Here is a 15,874-nt window from a genome sequence, read left to right as displayed (position 1 = left end):
TCGTTCTCGGCCGCGGCTGCGGTCTTGTAACGCGGCTCGGTGGTCACGAACGGCTGCTCGGCGTCGGCGGGATGGAAGATCTCGACGTAATAAAGGCCGGATGGAGAGTCCAATTTCGGCTCGATGCGGATCAGTGCCATGGTCTAATTCCTCTTACCACCGTCATTCGGGCGCGCGACGCTACCTCATCCTGGCCGTCATTCCGGGGCGCGCAAGCGACGAAGTAATCCAGCACCTGTCATTCCGGGGCGCGAGTGAAACGAGCGAGCCCGGAATCCAACGTGCCGCAAGAATGGTGGGAGACATGGATTCCGGGCTCAGCCCTGCGGGCTGCCCCGGAATGACAACACACAAGCGCCTCATGCCCGTGTCTCGCCCTTTTCTCCAAACATCACCGCGCGCAATTTTTCCGCCAGCGTCGCGCTTGCCGCGTCGGAGGCTTCCGTGGTCCCGCTCATGCCGAGATAGCGCTCGGCGATCTCCGGCGAATTCAGCAAATCCTTCGCCGCGCCCGACAGCGCGATGCGCCCGTTCTCGAACACATAGCCGCGGTCGGCGATCGAAAGCGCGGCCTTGGCGTTCTGCTCGGCGAGCAGGATCGTGATGCCTTGATCGCGCAGCCGCACGATCAGGCGGAAGATTTCGGCGACGAGTAGCGGCGCGACGCCGAGCGAGGGCTCGTCGAGCACGAGTATCTTCGGCTTTGCCATCAGCCCGCGCGCGATCGCCAGCATTTGTTGCTGGCCGCCGGAGAAATTGCCGGCAATGTCGCTCATGCGCTCGCGCAGCACCGGAAACAGCGCACCCACGGCCTGCAGTTGCGCGCTCGCATCGGCTTCCGACGCGGCGTAGGCGCCGAGCGCGAGATTTTCCGCAACGCTCATGCCGGCGAAGATCTGCCGCCCCTCCGGCACATGGGCGATGCCGCGCTTGAGCCGCATCGCCGGCGGCAGCGCCTCGATCGCCTCGCCGTCGAGCAGGATGGAACCCGATTGCGGGCGCAACAATCCCGAGACGGCCTTGGCCAGCGTCGATTTGCCCGCTCCATTGGCGCCGAGCAGCGTGACGATCTCGCCGCGCTCGAGCGTGAGGTTGACGTCCTCCAGCACGCGGTGGTGGCCGTAGCCGATCGCGAGTGACTTCAGCTCAAGAAGCGGCATCGCCCTGCCCTTCCTTGCCGAGGTAGGCCTCGATCACGCGGCTATTATTCTGCACTTCCGAGGGCGTTCCGGTCGCAATGATCGCGCCGGAATCCAGCACGACGATGCGATCCGCGACGTTCATCACCAGCGACATGTTGTGTTCGACGATGACGACGGGAATGCCGAGCTTGCGGATCGCGCGGAGCAGGTTGGCAAGCTCCTCTGTCTCAGTGTCGTTGAGGCCCGCCGCCGGCTCATCGAGACACAAGAGTTTCGGCTGCGCCATCAGCGCGCGCACCACTTCCAACAGCTTTTGCGCCCCCATCGGCAATTCGGTCGCGTGCGTCGATGCAAACGGCGAAAGCCGCACCAGTTCCAGCATCTCCTCGGCGCGGCGGCGCAGGCGCTGCTCTTCGTCGCGCGCGCCACGAAGCCACAGCGCCTGGCCCGCCAGCGAATGGCGCGCGAGGCGATGGGCACCGACCATGACGTTCTCCAGCGCGGTCATACCGGGAAACACCCGCGCCGACTGAAAGGTGCGGACCAGGCCAAGGCCCGCGATCTTCACCGGCGACAGATTAACCAGGTCGCGGCCCGAAAACGTCACCCTGCCCGCATCGCGCGCCATGATGTTGGTGACGAGGTTGAAGACAGTGGTCTTGCCGGCGCCGTTCGGCCCGATCAGGGCCGTGACCTCGTGCGCGCGCGCGTCGAACGACACGTCGTTGATCGCCTTCAATCCGCCGAAACTCTTGGCAAGATTCCGCACGCTCAGGATTGCGGCTTCACCGGCGTCTGCGTGCGCGTCGATCGCGGTCATGACGCCTGCACCCCGGCCTTGGCCGTGCCCGCGTTCTGCGACGCGCTGGGCCGCGATCCACCGAGCCGGGCGATCAGTTGAATGAGCGCGCCATACATCCCCTGCGGCAGATGCAGGAAGCTCGCGACCAGGAGCGCACCGGAAGCAAACGTCTTGTAGATCGCAAGCGGGGCAAACAGCACCGGCAGCAACGTCAGGAGCAGCGCGCCGAACAGGCCGCCGGCCAGCGTGCTCTCGCCGCCGATGATCAGCATGGCGACCAGCTCGAGCGAGCGCGAGGTGCCGACCATTTCCGGACTGAGAAAATTGAAGAAGAACGCGTAGAGGCTGCCGGCAAGCGAAGCGAGCGTCACGCTGATCAGAAACGCCGCCAGCTTGTAGCGCACGGTGTTGATGCCGAGCGCGGCGGCGGCCATCTGGTCGGAGCGGATCGCCTTCAGCGCGCGGCCGAAGCCGGAACGCATCGCACCGACCAGCCCGAGCAGGATCACCACGTCGAGCGCCAGCACGAGATAATACATCGCGCGTGGGCTCGCGAAGCTGAAGCCCGCCAGCGAGAACGACGGGATTCCGACCAGGCCCGACGGCCCTCCGGTGATGTCGAGAAAGCCGACGGCGCAGGAATCGACCAGCAGTCCGAAGGCAAGCGTCGCCAACGCGAGATAAAGCCCCCGCAGGCGCAGCGTCACCATCGAGAGCACGAGCGCGCAGGCCAGCGACACGCCGATGCCGGCGAAGATCGACAGCACCGGCGCGATCTCGTAGGTGATCGCGAGATAGCCGGAGGTGTAGCCGCCGAGCGCCATGAAGCCGGCCTGACCGAGGCTCACCTGACCGGCATAACCCATCAGCACATCGAGCCCCATCAGCGCCATGAACAGGATCGCGGCGATCACGAGCGAGCTCATGATGCCGTTGTCGGAGACGATGAAAGGAACGATTAGCGCAGCGATCACGGCAAGCGCGGCGAGCGGCCACGCCAGATGATCAGGCAATTTCGCGGCGTGGCCGGCGGCCCTCACCTCCTCGCGGGTGTCCTGGCGCCGCACCACGCCGGCCTGAACCAGGCCCTGCGGCCGCCAGATCAGCACGATCAGCAGAATGAGCAGCGAGATCGCGCTGGAAAACAGCGAGGAGATGTAGGCAGTCGAGAGCTGCGTGACGAGCCCGAGGAACAGTCCGCCGATCACCGCGCCGGGAAACGAGGCAATGCCGCCGATCGCCGCCGCGACGAAGCCGGAAATCGTGAACAGCCGTCCGGTGTCGAATTGCAGCGAGGTGGTTGGCGCAACGATCACGCCCGACAGCGCCGCGATCAGGGTCGCAAGGCCAAAGGCGAACAGCGTCATGCGCGGCACATCGATGCCCATCAGGCTGGCGGCGGCGGGGTTTTCCGCGCAGGCCCTCAAGGCCTGGCCGAGGCTCGTCCTTGCGATCAGATACCAGAGCGCGGCGATGCTGAGCGCGGTAGCCCCGAACACCCAGAACGCCTGGGTCGGGACGAGAATGGCGCCGAAGGCGGCAGGTTGCTCGCCCGAAAATGGCGGCGTCGCGTAGGGCTGACTGCCCCACACCACCAGCGAGAAGCCCTCGATCATGGTGAGGAGGCCGGCGGTCAGCATCAGCACATTGGCATTGGACAGCCGTGCCAGCGCCGGTACGAAGGTGAAGCGCGCGAGCACGACACCTGCGATCACGGTCGTCACGACGGCTGCCGGAATCGCAAGAACAAGCGGCCAGCCCCAACTGGCCGCGAAGGTGTAGCCGATCATCGCCGCGATCAGCGCAAATCCGCCCTGCGAAAGATTGATGGCGCCGGTGACGCGAAACACCAGCGAGAAGCCGAGCGCGATCGCGGCATAGATGCTGCCGACGACGAGACCCCCGATCGCGATCTGGATGAACTCAAGCACTAGTGGTCCGATTCTAACATTCGCATCCCCTTCGCAGCGGCCACTTTTGCGAATGTTGGAATCAAAGGACCACTAGCAAAAATATGTTTGGCGTGGAGTTTCGGATTTGACATTCGCATGATCAGTCCGTGATTGGCGGCGAAGCGAATGTCAAATCCACTCCACGCGGGAAGCTCATTGTGCGCGCGGAATGCCGAGGGGATCAGAAACCACCGTCCAGGTCTGCGCGGACGCATCCCAGCGCGTCACGACGACGTTGGATTCGTCGAGCCCGCGGTTGGGCACCGCCTTGAAGTCGTAAAAGCCATTGATGCCGGCAACGCCCTTGAGATCGCCGAAGTAGGCGCGCAGGTCCGCAGCGGTCGCATCCGGCTTCAGCTTGCGCAACCCGTTGACGACGAGCAGCGCGGGATCCCAGGCATAGGTCGACGGACCATCCGGCTTGATGTCGGTGCCGTCGAACGCCTTGTAGAACGCCTGCTTCGCCGCGCCCGCCTCGTCCTGCTTGGCGGGCTTGGAAGATTTCAGAAAATCCGCGGCCGGGATGTAAAGCTCCTTGGGCAGGAAGGCGGCGTATTGCGCCATCTGCGCATAGGTCTGGTTGCCGTTGGTGGTCGCAACCGGCAGTTCGATGCCGGCATCGTGGATCGCCTTGAACACGGTGCCGATCGGCCCGCCCGTCGACCACGCCACCAGCACGTCGGGATTCGCGCCCTTCAGCCGCTGGATCTGCGCGGCCGCGCTGACGTCGGTCGGGTTGAGCTGCGCCTCGGCGACGAGTTCGACGTCCCTGTGGTCGGCGCTCGCAAACAGCGACTTGAAATTCTTGTAGGCGTCCTGGCCGCTCGCATCGGTCGATGTGATCAGCGCGACTTTCTTCCAGCCCTTGGCGCCGAAGTAGCGCAGCAAGGCCGCGGCCAGCTCCTTGGTCGAGATGCTCGAACTATAGACGAAGCCGCCGGCCGCCGGATGAATGCCGGGCGAGAAGCAATACAGCAGCGGGCCGTCCTTCATCAGCGGCGCCATCGCGTTGCAGAGCGCCACCAGCGCCGAGCCGAGGATCACCGGCGGATTGCCTGCCTTCACCTGGTTGGCAAGCTGCACCGCGACCTGCGGGCTCGACTGATCGTCGTGGAATATGAATTTCAGCGGCTGGCCGTGAATGCCGCCGTCGGCGTTGGCCTGCTTCTCGAATTGCTGGAGCGCCTGCTGTTCCGCCTTGCCGAGGAACGCGCCGCCGCCGGTCAGCGGCAGGATGACGTTGATCTCGCGATCCGCGGCGCGCGCCGCGGAGAGACCGCAGGCGAGCGCGGCGACAACAAGGAGTGTGCGGACGCCCATTATTCCTCCCGGGCTGTTTTCGATGTTGTGATGGTTTTAGCGGCTTCCTGACGAGGGCGCTATCGTTACGGTTTTGACATTGGTAGCATGCCGATCACGCCTCAGGCAGCAGCGCCCGCCATTTCCTTGTCGGTTTCGTCCTCTTCGAGGCCGGAAAGAACCTTCACCTCCTCGTCAGAGGCGCCGAGCGTGCGCCAGGGTACGGTCTTTTCAACCACGCCCTGGTAAGAACGAAGCTTGGCCTGCGGCAGCTTCGGCGCGACGTGGCCGATTACCCGCGCCTCCTCCTGGAACGCTCTCGCCGCATCGATCATCAGGCGGCGGAACTGCACGATGGCGATATCGCTGGCGCCGAGGCGTTCCTGCGAGCGGTCGGCGATCGGCCCCATCGATTCCCACATCGCGATGTCCTGGTTGGGAATGCCGGCAATGCCGGTAAAGCTGTCGCCGCCGGCCATCGCGGCGCGATCCTGCAGATAGTCGTTGTGGGCGTGGCGCTTGATCGGGCGGAATGCGGAATCGACATCGACGCCGACCTCGAGCACGCAGAACTTGCGCCAGGCTTCGGTGGAGATGCCGGCCTGCTCGCCTTCGGCCCAGGCGATGAAATGGAACGTGCTGGAAGTGTCGCTGTTGGGCACGATCACGCTCGTGACATTATAGGTGCTGTTCGGCGGGATCAGCGCGATGAACGGCGCGACATAGGTGGTGATGCGCACATAGTCGTGCGTCGAGGCGTTGGCGATCGGGCGGCGGATCGCGGCATAGCGCATGCCGTAATTGGTGAGTTGCACCTGAATGCGCGGATTCTTGTCGGTCGAGGGACGAACCCAGTGATCGCCTTTGGCCTGCGCCTCGCCTTTCGCCGGGCGCATGTCGGAGGAATGCAGCGTCGAGGAGTGCGCGGAATCGATCTGGCCCTCCATGATCTGCGCCCAGTTGCACGGCAGCTCCACCTTGGCGATCGCGACCCGCGCCTGTTCATGCGGCGCCCATGGGGGCGCCTCGAATTCCGGCATCGTTTCCGGCGGCCCCATATAGGCCCAGACGAAGCCGCCGGCCTCGCGCGTCGGATAGGAAAGATGTTTGGCTTTTTCCGGCAGCGCGCTGGCCTTGGGCTCCGACGGCATGTCGACGACGTTGCCATCGGCGTCGAACTTCCAGCCGTGATAGAGGCAGCGCAGCCCGCATTCCTCGTTGCGGCCGAACGCGAGCGAGGCCTTGCGGTGCGGGCAGGCTTCGCCGAGCAGGCCAGGCTTGCCGTTGGAATCGCGGAAGGCAACCAGCTTTTCGCCGAACAGCGCGACGCGCACCGGCGCGCCGTCGGCGGCGAGCTGCTCGGACAACAGCGCCGGCACCCAATGGCGGCGCATCAGTTGCCCCATCGGCGCATCGCCCTCGACCCGGCACAGCAACTCGTTTTCCGCCTGCGTCAACATGGCCACTTCTCCGGAGAATACTTAGGAACCTAAGCATCTATATATCCAGCCCCGGCGGCGCCGTCCAGAGGGTGCGCGGAGCGGTTCCGAAAAGGCGCTGGGCCGCAAAAAAATGACGCGCCCGTCGAGGCGCGCCATCGAAAATCAAGCCGTCTGAAGCAGTTCGCCTCGCGGCGGGATCAGTGCTTCTTGTCGCACCAATAATCGCAGCGCCTGTTGCCCTGCGCCTGGCATTTCGCCATGCACTTGTTAAAGGCTTCGCCGGAGTAAGCGTAAGCGGGCGGAACGGAAACGATGGTTGCCATGGTCAGGGCCAGCATCGCGATAAGTCCGACTGAAAATCGAAGCATGGAAATCTCCTTGACGCAATTTGACAGAGGTTTTGGAAAATCAGGCAGCATCCGCCGCCGCCCTCACAAGGCAGAGGGCGGTGAAGCGAAGCGTGGACGAGGTTAAATTATCCGCTGGGGGCTTCAAGCCAAAATGGCGGACAGGCAGTGTGAGGCGTGACGGCAAGGCCGCACGGCGACCTTCGTCCCCTGTCTAAATTTCGAGCGGCCGGGCAGCGAATGCCAAAGCCACTCCGCTAGATGCCGAACATCCAGACCGCGACGATGGCGCCGAGAACGGCAAGGCCCGAAACGGTCCAACCCGCCGTATACGCCCCCTCATCGGTGGGCCGATCCACCATGTAATCGCGCCAGTCGGTCATGAGAGCCTCCCTTAAAGGCCGTCTCTTTTGTTACCTCTTGACGAATAGGTCTCGCCGCAAGGCACAAGGTTCAATTTAGGGAGTCAATTCAGAGGGGTAGGGTTGGGTTCCGCGCCCTCGCCCCTCCCGATCGCCGGAGCGGGAGCGATCGCGCACGTTCGGGCCTAAAGCCGCTTCTTCAGCCCCGTCACAAAGCGGTCGACGTCTTCCTCGTCGTTGAAAACGTGCGGCGAGACGCGCATGCGCGCCAGCCGCGCTGCAACATGGATGCCCTCGCCCGCCAGCCCGTCGACCAGGCCGCCGGGCAATCCGCCGGCAAATCCCACGCTCAGGATGTGGGGTGCCCGAAATCTGGCATCCATCAGGCGGACCTTGGCGCTGGCGAGCCCCTCCGCGATCCGGTCCGTCAGCATCTTGAGGCGCCCGGCGACGGCCTCCGCGCCCCATTCGGCCATCATTTCCATGCCGATCGCGGCCATTTCCATCGCAATGAAATGGTCGCGTTCGCCCATATCGAAGCGGCGCGCGCCGCCGACATAGCTGAGATCGCCGAAATAGATTTCGGCGTCCGAGCGGACCTCGCGGCGGCCGAAACCGGTCTGTTCCAGCGGAATGCCGTTCTGGTGCCGCTTGGCGATATAGATAAAGGCGCGGCCATAGGGCCCGAGCAGCCATTTATAGGTCGGGAAGATCACGAAATCCGGATCGAGCCGGGCCACATCCATGGCGATGACGCCGACCGCGTGCGTCGCATCGATCAGAAACAGCGCGCCGTGGCGCTTGAGCGCCGCCCCCACTTTTTCGATATCGATCACCCCGCCGTCCGACCAGTGCACGGAGGAAATCGAGGCCAGCGCCAGCCGCGGCGCACCATGGCGCTCGATCGCGGCCAGCACGGCCGAGGTCCAGTCGCCGTCGAGCGGCTGGCGCACCGTCTCGATGGTGAAGCCGGCGGACGCGGCCCGCGTCTGCCATTCCAGCACCGGCGAGGAATGATCGTTTTCGAGCACCAGCACCCGCGTGGCGGCGGGAATCGCCAGGATCTTGCCGACGGTGGCAACGCCATAGCTGACCGAGGAGATCAGCGCGACGTCGGCGGCCTCGGCGTTGATCAGCTTTGCCGCCGCACCCCGCGCGCGCTCGTGCTGGCGGCCCGCAAAGGATGCATCCAGCGTCCACGGCGCGCCCTTGCGCCCGACCGCCTCACGCGCCGCCTCCTGCGTGCGCAGCGGCAGTGGGCTGTAGGACGCCGAGTTCAGGTAGCAGATGTCGCGCGGGACACTGAAGAGGCTGCGCTGCGAGGCGAGCATCGGGACCTCTCTGATCGAAGGTGTCCAAAGCTATCCGCCGCAGATTGCGGCGACCACCCCTACCAACGCAGTGGGGTCAGTGCACCGATGCAGGCTTGGCGTCGTCGCGGCCGCGCCAATGCGCCTGATAGACTTCCAGAATGCCGCGCGACATGCGGATGTCGGCGCGCTTGAATTCGGACTTGAGCTCGTCGAGGTCGCTGGAGGCGATGCGGTGGTTTTCCGCGCCCAGGAACAACAGCGCCATCGCGGTATCCCAGGAAAACTCCAGCGCCTTGGACAGCACCAGGATCAGGTCGCGGTTGCTGACGAGCAGCATCTGCTCGACCACGTCGACCGGCAGTGAAGACAGCAGCGACAGCCCGATCACCGCTTCCTCGAACTTGTGCGCCAGCGCATAGGCGGCGATGCTCCGCTCGTTGAGCTTGCCGGCCTTGTGCACTTGCGCCACCGTCTGCTTCAGCGCGAGGTAGCTCTCCTGTCCGGGGCCGAACTTCGAATAGAGCTTACTGGCGGCCTGGTTCACCGAGGCCTGAATTTCCCGCGTCAATTCGGGGCGTTCGCGCTCCAGCTTGCGGCGAACCTCGCCGGTCGCCCTTGCGATCAGCACCCGGAACAGTTGCGGCGGGATTTCCTTGCGCAGGCCGACGCGCTCGGCGAGCACCGTATCGGTTTCCGCGCGCTTGATCATCTGGCGGAAGCCGAAATCCGAAAAGCGCGCACCGGTATTGCCGACCACCGACTGCACGACTTCCTGATTGCCGCGCGTGACGAGTTCATCCGTCACCTCGACCGGCACCTGAGGCCGGCGCGAGATCGCCAAGAGATGCGGCTGGCCCTTGCAGCGGATATTGGCGATCAGCGACTTGGCGTCGAGCCGCGGCGAAAACTGCAGGACCGGACCGGCGACCTCGATCGAATCGTCGAACGCCAGCATCTGCACGACCTTGGCCGGCGCGTTATTCGAATGCGCCAGCCGCCGCGACAGCTCGGCGCGCGCCACTTCCTCGATTTCATCGGTCAGCCGCGCGATCACCTCGCCGAAGACGCGGATCTCGTCTTCGCCGAATTCGCCGCCGACCAGAATGTCAGTCGCATGCCACAGCGCCTTGGCGCGGTTCTCGGACGAGCCGCGCGCAATCGCATCGTTGAGGTCTTGCAGGGCGTGACCGACGTCAGTCATCGACGTATCCCGTAAAAAGCAATCGAATTTCTAAAGCCATTGCCATAGACCCAAATTTTTAATGGCGAGGTTCCGCGATGGCGCCGTTTTCGGACCCCACAGTGATCCTTCATTAACTGTCGATGCGGCGCGCGGCGGCGATGGCTGGGGCAGGCTGATCAAGCAGCACAAATTGGCGCGAGGCGTCGGCACTGGCCTGCGCATTTGACATTGCGTTTACCGATCGCTTACCTCCTTTCCCGAAAGGCAGAAGCCGGCCGATCTGACGTCGCGTGCGCGACAAATCGCGTGAAAACCGGCCAAAAAACAAAAATCAGGGGCAATACATGGGCGAGACTACAACGCCGCCGAGCATCGAGGCCGCGTCACCTACGACCGATAGTGCGATCGCCATTGCCGCCATCGCCGTGTTGATCGCCTCTTACGCGGTCAACGCGATGGACCGCACGCTGTTTCCGCTGATGCTGACCGATGTGCGCCGCGAATATGGCTTCAGCCTGCCGCAAGGCGGCCTGTTGTCGACGATCTTCACACTCGGCATGACGCTGGCGGGCATCCCGACCGGCTATCTGATGTCGCGCTATCAGCGCAAGACGGTGATCCAGGTCGGCATTTTCATCTACTCGGTGGCGACCGTGATCACGGTGATCGCGGCCGGCTTTGCCGACATGCTGTTCTATCGCGCGATCACCGGCATCGGCGAGGCGATGCAGCTCACCGCGTTGCTCGCGGTGTTCTCGAGCTACTTCTCGCGCCACCGCGCCGCGGGCGTCGGTCTGCTCAACTACGCCTATGCCGGAGGCGCTGCGATCGGGCCGTGGCTCGGCGCCAGACTGCTGGTCGATTACGGAAGCTGGCGCGCGCCGATGATCATCTACGGCGTGATCGGCCTTGCGATGATGATCCTGATCGCCGCCGTGGTGCGGCCGGCCTTGAGCGAATCCAAAGGCTGGGATGACGCCGGCGTCACCACCGGCGGCGCGGCCTCGCTCAACAACCTCAACACCATCGTGCTCGCGGCCTTGAGCGTGTTGTTCGGACTTGCGCTCTACGGCTATCTCGGCATGTATCCGACCTTCCTGCGCGAGGCGCTGCATTACCCGCCGCCCGACGCCGGCAAGGTGATGAGCATTTACGGCCTCGGCGTCCTGGTGTCGCTGTTCACGGGATGGCTCGGCGACCAGTTCTCGCCGCGCCTGGTGCTGGGCCTGAGTTTTCTGCTCGCCAGCGCGGTCGCGGCGCTCTTGTTCAACGGCCCGGCCGACTTTGCGACGCAGGCGGCGTTGTCCTTCGTGCTGGGGGCGACCTTCAGCGGCACGATCTTCGTCAATCTCGCCGCCTGCCACGTCAAGGCGGTCGCCGGAAATCTCGCGGGCCGTGCCTCCGGCCTGTTCGTCACCTGCGTCTATGGCTCGGCCACCGTCGCCGGCTATGTCATCGGCTGGATCGCGGGCCTTGCGGGCTGGACGATTGCCGGCAACATCCAGCTCGTGGCGCTATGCCTGATCGGCGCCGCGGTCGCGCTGCTGTTGCGCCCCGAGCAGATGTCGCGCCGCGTCAAGCAGGCGGGATGATGCCGATGACCAGCAGCCATCTCCCCGTCGTCACCGTCAACGTGTTTCCCGGCGGCTTCAACTGGGGCGTCTATGTCGGGCTGAGCAAGGGGCTGTTCGCCGAGGCCGGGATCGCGGTCGAGGTCCAGGACACGCCGAACTCCGTCACCCAGATGACGGATTTCTCGCGAGGAAAATTCGACATCGCGATGACGGCGGTCGACAACATCGTCGCCTATGTCGAGGGCCAGGGCGAAGCGCCGATCGGGCCGCAAGGCGATTTCGTCGCCGTGATGGGCAGCGACAGCGGCTTTCTCAGCCTGGTGGCATCGCCCTCGATTTCGCGAATCGAAGACTTGAGGGGCAAGACCGTGTCGGTCGACGCGGCGACCACCGGCTACGCCTTCGTGCTTTACGAGATCCTGCGCCGTCACGGCCTCGACAAGGACAAAGGCGATTATGAAATCGCCCGCGCCGGCGGCATGGTGCAGCGCTGGAACGCGCTTCGCGAGGGCCAGCACGCCGCAACCTTGTTGTCAGCACCCTACAACATCGTGGCGCAGAATGCCGGCTTTCGCGAACTGGTGAAGGCGACCGACGTCATCGGCCCCTATCAAGGCAACGTCGCCGCGGTGCGGAGGTCCTGGGCCAGGGGCCACCGCGACAAGGTCGCAGCCTATATCCGCAGCTACCGCCGCGCCATCGCCTGGCTTTACGAGCCGAGCAACCGCAGCGAGGCGATCGCGATCCTGCGGCATCATCTGCCGCAGATGACGCAGGAGATGGCCGAGGCGAGCTATGGCGAACTGCTTCACCCCGCGCGCGGCTTCTTCCACGCTTGCGAGATCGTCCGCTCGGGCCTGGATTGCGTGCTTGAGCTGCGCAGCCGTTACGGCCTGCCGAAGAAGCAGCTCAACGATCCCGACAAATACTGCGACCTGGGATTTGGGTAGCAGCTCCGACGGCTGAACTCGTCATGGCCGGGCTTGACCCGGCCATCCACGTCTTTCGTGCAAGCAGAACCAAAGACGTGGATGCCCGCGACAAGCGCGGGCATGACGGAAAAGCTGTGGTCGGATTTATTTTTCTCACACCGCGGCGATGGTCTGCACCTCGACCAGGAACTGCTCCTTGACCAGGCGGTCGACGATCAAAAGCGTGTTCGGCGGATATTTTCCATTCGGGAACATCTTCGGGAATTCGCGCAGGCGAAACGCCATGAACTTCGGGATGTCCTGCGAGTGCACCAGATAGGTGGTGAACTGCACGACATTGGCCCAGCCCGCGCCCGCCGACTTCAGCGCCGCCTCCACGTTGCGAAAGACCTGGGCGGTCTGCGCATCGAAATCGCCATCGCCGATCACGTTCCCCGCCGCATCACCCGACAGCATGCCGGCGATGAACAAGAATTCGCTCGCCTTAACCCGCGTCACGTGGCTGTACTGCCCCATCGGTGGACCGAGGGCTTCCGGATTATATATGTTGAGTTCTGCGGCCATGACTTCCTCTTTGCGGCGTTCAAAACCATGACGACGCCGATTAGCATCGCGGGCTGCATCAGGATACAGGAAAGATCATGCACCCCATGCAGCTGGTGAAGATTCTGGTGTTGTCGGCGCTCGCCAACAGCGCGCCTTTGGCCGCCAAGAAAATCCTTCCGCGCCTTTCCTTTCCCGTCGACGGCGGCAGAACCTTCGTGGACGGGCGGCCGCTGTTTGGCCCATCGAAGACTGTTCGCGGCGTCCTTGCTTCGCTTGTGGCCACCACGGCCTGCGCACCGCTCATGGGGCTCGACATCGGCGTCGGCGCGATCGCGGCCGTCGCCGCCATGGCCGGCGATCTGTTCTCGAGTTTCGCAAAACGCCGCCTCAACTTTCCGTCGAGCAGCCAGGCGATCGGACTGGACCAGGTACCCGAATCGCTTTTTCCGATGCTCGCGTGCCGCGACGCGCTTTCGTTGACGTGGGCCGATATCGCGCTCGGGGTGGCCATCTTCTTTGCCGGCGAACTGATCCTGTCGCGCCTTCTGTACCGGCTTCATCTGCGCGACACGCCGTACTGAGCGGCAGGGTTCTCGGGCGGGTCCCGCCGGAATACGGGTATTAGCCGCGGCGGAGGCAATGCAGCGTGATTTCCGGCGGACAGTTCAAACGCACCGGAACCACGCTCGATCCGGCGCCGACGGACGTGTAGCCGCGCATGGTGCCATACTGCCAGAGACCCGCCCCCATGCGGCGCGGCAGCACCGCTTCCAGCTTGATCGGGATCGAGCCGGGAAGGCAAAGCTGGCCGCCATGCGTATGACCGCTCAGCATCAGATCGAAATTGGCGTGGGCCGCCTGGCGATAAATCTCCGGCGTATGCGACAGCAGGATCGAGAAGGCGTCCCTTGGAATCTGCGAGGCGGCCTTTTCGAGGTTGTCGACCCTGAAGAAATGCGCGTCATCGATTCCCGCCAGATAGATGCGCTGATCGCCGCGCGCGATCACCTCGCATTCGTTGAGCAGCATGCGAATGCCCATGGCCTCCATCGCCGGCACCATCTGGATCGTATCGTGATTACCCAGCACCCCGTAGATCGGCTGCTTCAGATGGGCCGTCACCTTTGCGACGCCGTCGAGCGCGGCATCGAATGGACCATAGGTCCGGCCCCGGTAGTCGCCGGTCAAGACGCACAGATCGTACCGCATGCCATCGACGAGTTCGCCGACATGGGCCATGGCGGCTTCGCTCATCTCGACATGCATGTCGCTGATGTGCAGGATCGTATAGCCGTCGAACGCCTCCGGCAGGGCGGCAAACTTCATTTCGTTCCGTTTGACCGTGACGCGCTCCGTGTTCTTCCGCGCCCTCCAGTAGAGTCCGGAGAGTTTCAGCACGCCTTCGATGATCGCCGGTCCCAGCGCGGTATTTTCCAGATTGAAAAACAGCAGTCCCTGGCCGAAAACCTGGGCCTCGTGGTCGGCTTCGATCCCGAGCCGCTGCCGGGCATGAAGCGGCCCGAGGCGCCGCTCAAGTTGATGCAGGATATTCTCGTCCAAGGATGACCTCTGATAGCCGGTTCAGCGTCTGCCCGACTCACCGTCGGTGTGGCCGCCCGTGGTCCAATTCTAACATTCGCATCCTTCCAGCAGTCTCTTTGCGAATGTTAGAATTAAAAGGACCAGTAGAACCATATATTTTCCAGTGGAGTTTAGGATTTGACATTCGCTTTCTGAGCCCGCGGCCAGGCGGGTAGCGAATATCAAATCCACTCCACCAGACTATATCCCATTCAGCATCTCGGTTGCTGTTTTAGCGACAGGAGACCCATCATGACGCGGGCGCGACGAAGCTTGGCGGGACTTGTTCCTGCCCATGCTATTGCTGCGATGCGATGTGCGCGCTAGGCTTACCGCCATATCACCGCAGGAGGGGCACGTAATGCGATCAGACGAACTGAAGCCGGACGACGAGAGCAAGATTTCCGAGGACCGCCGCGAGGCGCTGCGCTATGCGCTGGCGATCGGCTCGGGCGCCGCAATCGCCTCCTCGCTGGTTACGCCGGCCTCCGCGCAAGCGGCCGCCGACAACACGCTCGACCGGATTCGCGCGACCAAGGCGCTGCGGATCGCGGTGCTGCCCGGCGAACTGCCCTACTTCAACAAGGACCTTGCCAGTGGCACCTGGTCCGGCTTCTCGATCGACATGGCCAACGACATCGCCAAGCTGCTCGACGTCAAGCTCGAATATATCGAATCGACTTACGGCAACTCGATCCTCGATTTGCAGGCCAACAAGATCGATCTCGGCTTTGCGCTGAATCCGACGCCGCAGCGCGCGCTGGTGGTCGATTTCACCAGCCTGGTGTTTCCGCATCCGTTCGGCGCGATGCTGAAGAAGGGCATGGAAGCCAAGACCTGGGCCGATATCAACAAGCCCGAGGTCAAGATCGCGGTGGACGTCGGCTCGGCGAACGAAGCCGTGGCACGCCGCTTTGCTCCCAATGCAACCATCAAGTCGATGAAGTCGCGCGACGAGGTGATGCTGGAGATGGCCTCCGGCCGCGTCGATTGCGTCGTCAATGCGCTGGTGCTGGGGCTGACCGCGATCGCCAAGAATCCAAGTCTCGGCAGCTACAAGATCCTGCAATCGCCGTCGGTCACGGTCTCGAGCAGCTGCGCGGTGCGCCGCGAGGCGGACAAGCGCTGGCGCGATTTCCTCTCGGTGTGGATCGACTACAACCGCGGCGTCGGCCAGATGCGCGAATGGTTCGTCAAGGGCCTGGCGCTGTCCGGTGTCAAGCCGGAGGACGTGCCGGTGGAGTTGAATATTTGAGAGGTGCTTACTTCACCTCTCCCCTTGTGGGAGAGGTCGGGTCGCACCGCGAGATGCGATCCGGGTGAGGGGTTCAGGTCTATCGATAGAGCGTACCCCCTCACCCCGACCCTCTCCCCATGGGAGAGGGAGCCCGCCCCCGTC

General features: G+C 63.9%; 15 protein-coding genes. 4 read left to right on the top strand and 11 right to left on the bottom strand.

Annotated features, from left to right (window positions below; translation table 11 throughout):
- Nucleotides 1–359: 359 nt before the first annotated feature.
- From VFL62_RS23260 to VFL62_RS23220, 9 genes are all read right to left on the bottom strand, one after another.
- Complete coding sequence (locus tag VFL62_RS23260) at nucleotides 360–1,160, bottom strand: ABC transporter ATP-binding protein (protein WP_325174744.1); 801 nt, start codon at nucleotides 1,158–1,160, stop codon at nucleotides 360–362.
- Nucleotides 1,147–1,962, bottom strand: coding sequence for an ABC transporter ATP-binding protein (locus tag VFL62_RS23255; protein ID WP_325174743.1), 816 nt, complete (start codon nucleotides 1,960–1,962; stop codon nucleotides 1,147–1,149). The genes VFL62_RS23260 and VFL62_RS23255 overlap by 14 nt, the downstream gene beginning before the upstream one ends.
- The gene (locus VFL62_RS23250; RefSeq protein WP_325174742.1) at nucleotides 1,959–3,875 is read right to left on the bottom strand and encodes an ABC transporter permease; all 1,917 of its coding nucleotides are present in this window, start codon (nucleotides 3,873–3,875) and stop codon (nucleotides 1,959–1,961) included. The genes VFL62_RS23255 and VFL62_RS23250 overlap by 4 nt, the downstream gene beginning before the upstream one ends.
- 174 nt (nucleotides 3,876–4,049) lie before the next feature.
- Nucleotides 4,050–5,216 (bottom strand): ABC transporter substrate-binding protein, encoded by a 1,167-nt coding sequence (locus tag VFL62_RS23245; RefSeq protein WP_325174741.1) that lies wholly within the window; start codon nucleotides 5,214–5,216, stop codon nucleotides 4,050–4,052.
- A 101-nt stretch (nucleotides 5,217–5,317) separates the two neighbouring features.
- Nucleotides 5,318–6,655 carry a Rieske 2Fe-2S domain-containing protein gene (locus VFL62_RS23240; RefSeq protein WP_325174740.1) on the bottom strand — a complete coding sequence of 446 codons (1,338 nt, stop codon included), beginning with the start codon at nucleotides 6,653–6,655 and terminating at the stop codon, nucleotides 5,318–5,320.
- Nucleotides 6,656–6,834: 179 nt separating this feature from the next.
- Nucleotides 6,835–7,005, bottom strand: a complete 171-nt coding sequence (locus tag VFL62_RS23235; protein ID WP_325174739.1) for a hypothetical protein — start codon at nucleotides 7,003–7,005, stop codon at nucleotides 6,835–6,837.
- A 236-nt stretch (nucleotides 7,006–7,241) separates the two neighbouring features.
- Nucleotides 7,242–7,367, bottom strand: a complete 126-nt coding sequence (locus VFL62_RS23230) for a hypothetical protein (protein WP_325174738.1) — start codon at nucleotides 7,365–7,367, stop codon at nucleotides 7,242–7,244.
- Nucleotides 7,368–7,531: 164 nt separating this feature from the next.
- The gene (locus tag VFL62_RS23225) at nucleotides 7,532–8,677 is read right to left on the bottom strand and encodes an aminotransferase class V-fold PLP-dependent enzyme (RefSeq protein WP_325174737.1); all 1,146 of its coding nucleotides are present in this window, start codon (nucleotides 8,675–8,677) and stop codon (nucleotides 7,532–7,534) included.
- A gap of 76 nt (nucleotides 8,678–8,753) precedes the next feature.
- Nucleotides 8,754–9,860, bottom strand: a complete 1,107-nt coding sequence (locus tag VFL62_RS23220) for a DUF2336 domain-containing protein (protein WP_325174736.1) — start codon at nucleotides 9,858–9,860, stop codon at nucleotides 8,754–8,756.
- A gap of 326 nt (nucleotides 9,861–10,186) precedes the next feature.
- Between VFL62_RS23220 and VFL62_RS23215 the strand changes: the two genes are divergently transcribed.
- Both VFL62_RS23215 and VFL62_RS23210 read left to right on the top strand, forming a co-directional pair.
- Nucleotides 10,187–11,434, top strand: a complete 1,248-nt coding sequence (locus VFL62_RS23215; RefSeq protein ID WP_325174735.1) for an MFS transporter — start codon at nucleotides 10,187–10,189, stop codon at nucleotides 11,432–11,434.
- A 5-nt stretch (nucleotides 11,435–11,439) separates the two neighbouring features.
- Nucleotides 11,440–12,366, top strand: a complete 927-nt coding sequence (locus tag VFL62_RS23210; protein WP_325174734.1) for an ABC transporter substrate-binding protein — start codon at nucleotides 11,440–11,442, stop codon at nucleotides 12,364–12,366.
- A 135-nt stretch (nucleotides 12,367–12,501) separates the two neighbouring features.
- On the opposite strand, the gene VFL62_RS23205 is transcribed toward VFL62_RS23210, so the two are convergent.
- Nucleotides 12,502–12,912 (bottom strand): RidA family protein, encoded by a 411-nt coding sequence (locus tag VFL62_RS23205; RefSeq protein ID WP_325174733.1) that lies wholly within the window; start codon nucleotides 12,910–12,912, stop codon nucleotides 12,502–12,504.
- 107 nt (nucleotides 12,913–13,019) lie between these two features.
- Between VFL62_RS23205 and VFL62_RS23200 the strand changes: the two genes are divergently transcribed.
- Entirely contained in the window at nucleotides 13,020–13,475 is a 456-nt protein-coding gene (locus VFL62_RS23200; protein ID WP_325174745.1) for a CDP-archaeol synthase, read from the top strand.
- A 40-nt stretch (nucleotides 13,476–13,515) separates the two neighbouring features.
- On the opposite strand, the gene VFL62_RS23195 is transcribed toward VFL62_RS23200, so the two are convergent.
- On the bottom strand, nucleotides 13,516–14,454 hold the full coding sequence (locus VFL62_RS23195) for a metallophosphoesterase (RefSeq protein ID WP_325174732.1): 939 nt from the start codon (nucleotides 14,452–14,454) through the stop codon (nucleotides 13,516–13,518).
- 382 nt (nucleotides 14,455–14,836) lie between these two features.
- On the opposite strand from VFL62_RS23195, the gene VFL62_RS23190 reads away from it, so the two are divergent.
- Nucleotides 14,837–15,730, top strand: coding sequence for a transporter substrate-binding domain-containing protein (locus VFL62_RS23190; protein WP_325174731.1), 894 nt, complete (start codon nucleotides 14,837–14,839; stop codon nucleotides 15,728–15,730).
- The last annotated feature ends 144 nt before the right edge of the window (nucleotides 15,731–15,874 follow it).

It is taken from the genome of Bradyrhizobium sp., assembly GCF_035701725.1.
Classification (GTDB): domain Bacteria; phylum Pseudomonadota; class Alphaproteobacteria; order Rhizobiales; family Xanthobacteraceae; genus Bradyrhizobium.
Note: the sequence above shows the minus strand (reverse complement) of the source record. Positions and strands in the feature narration are given on the sequence as shown.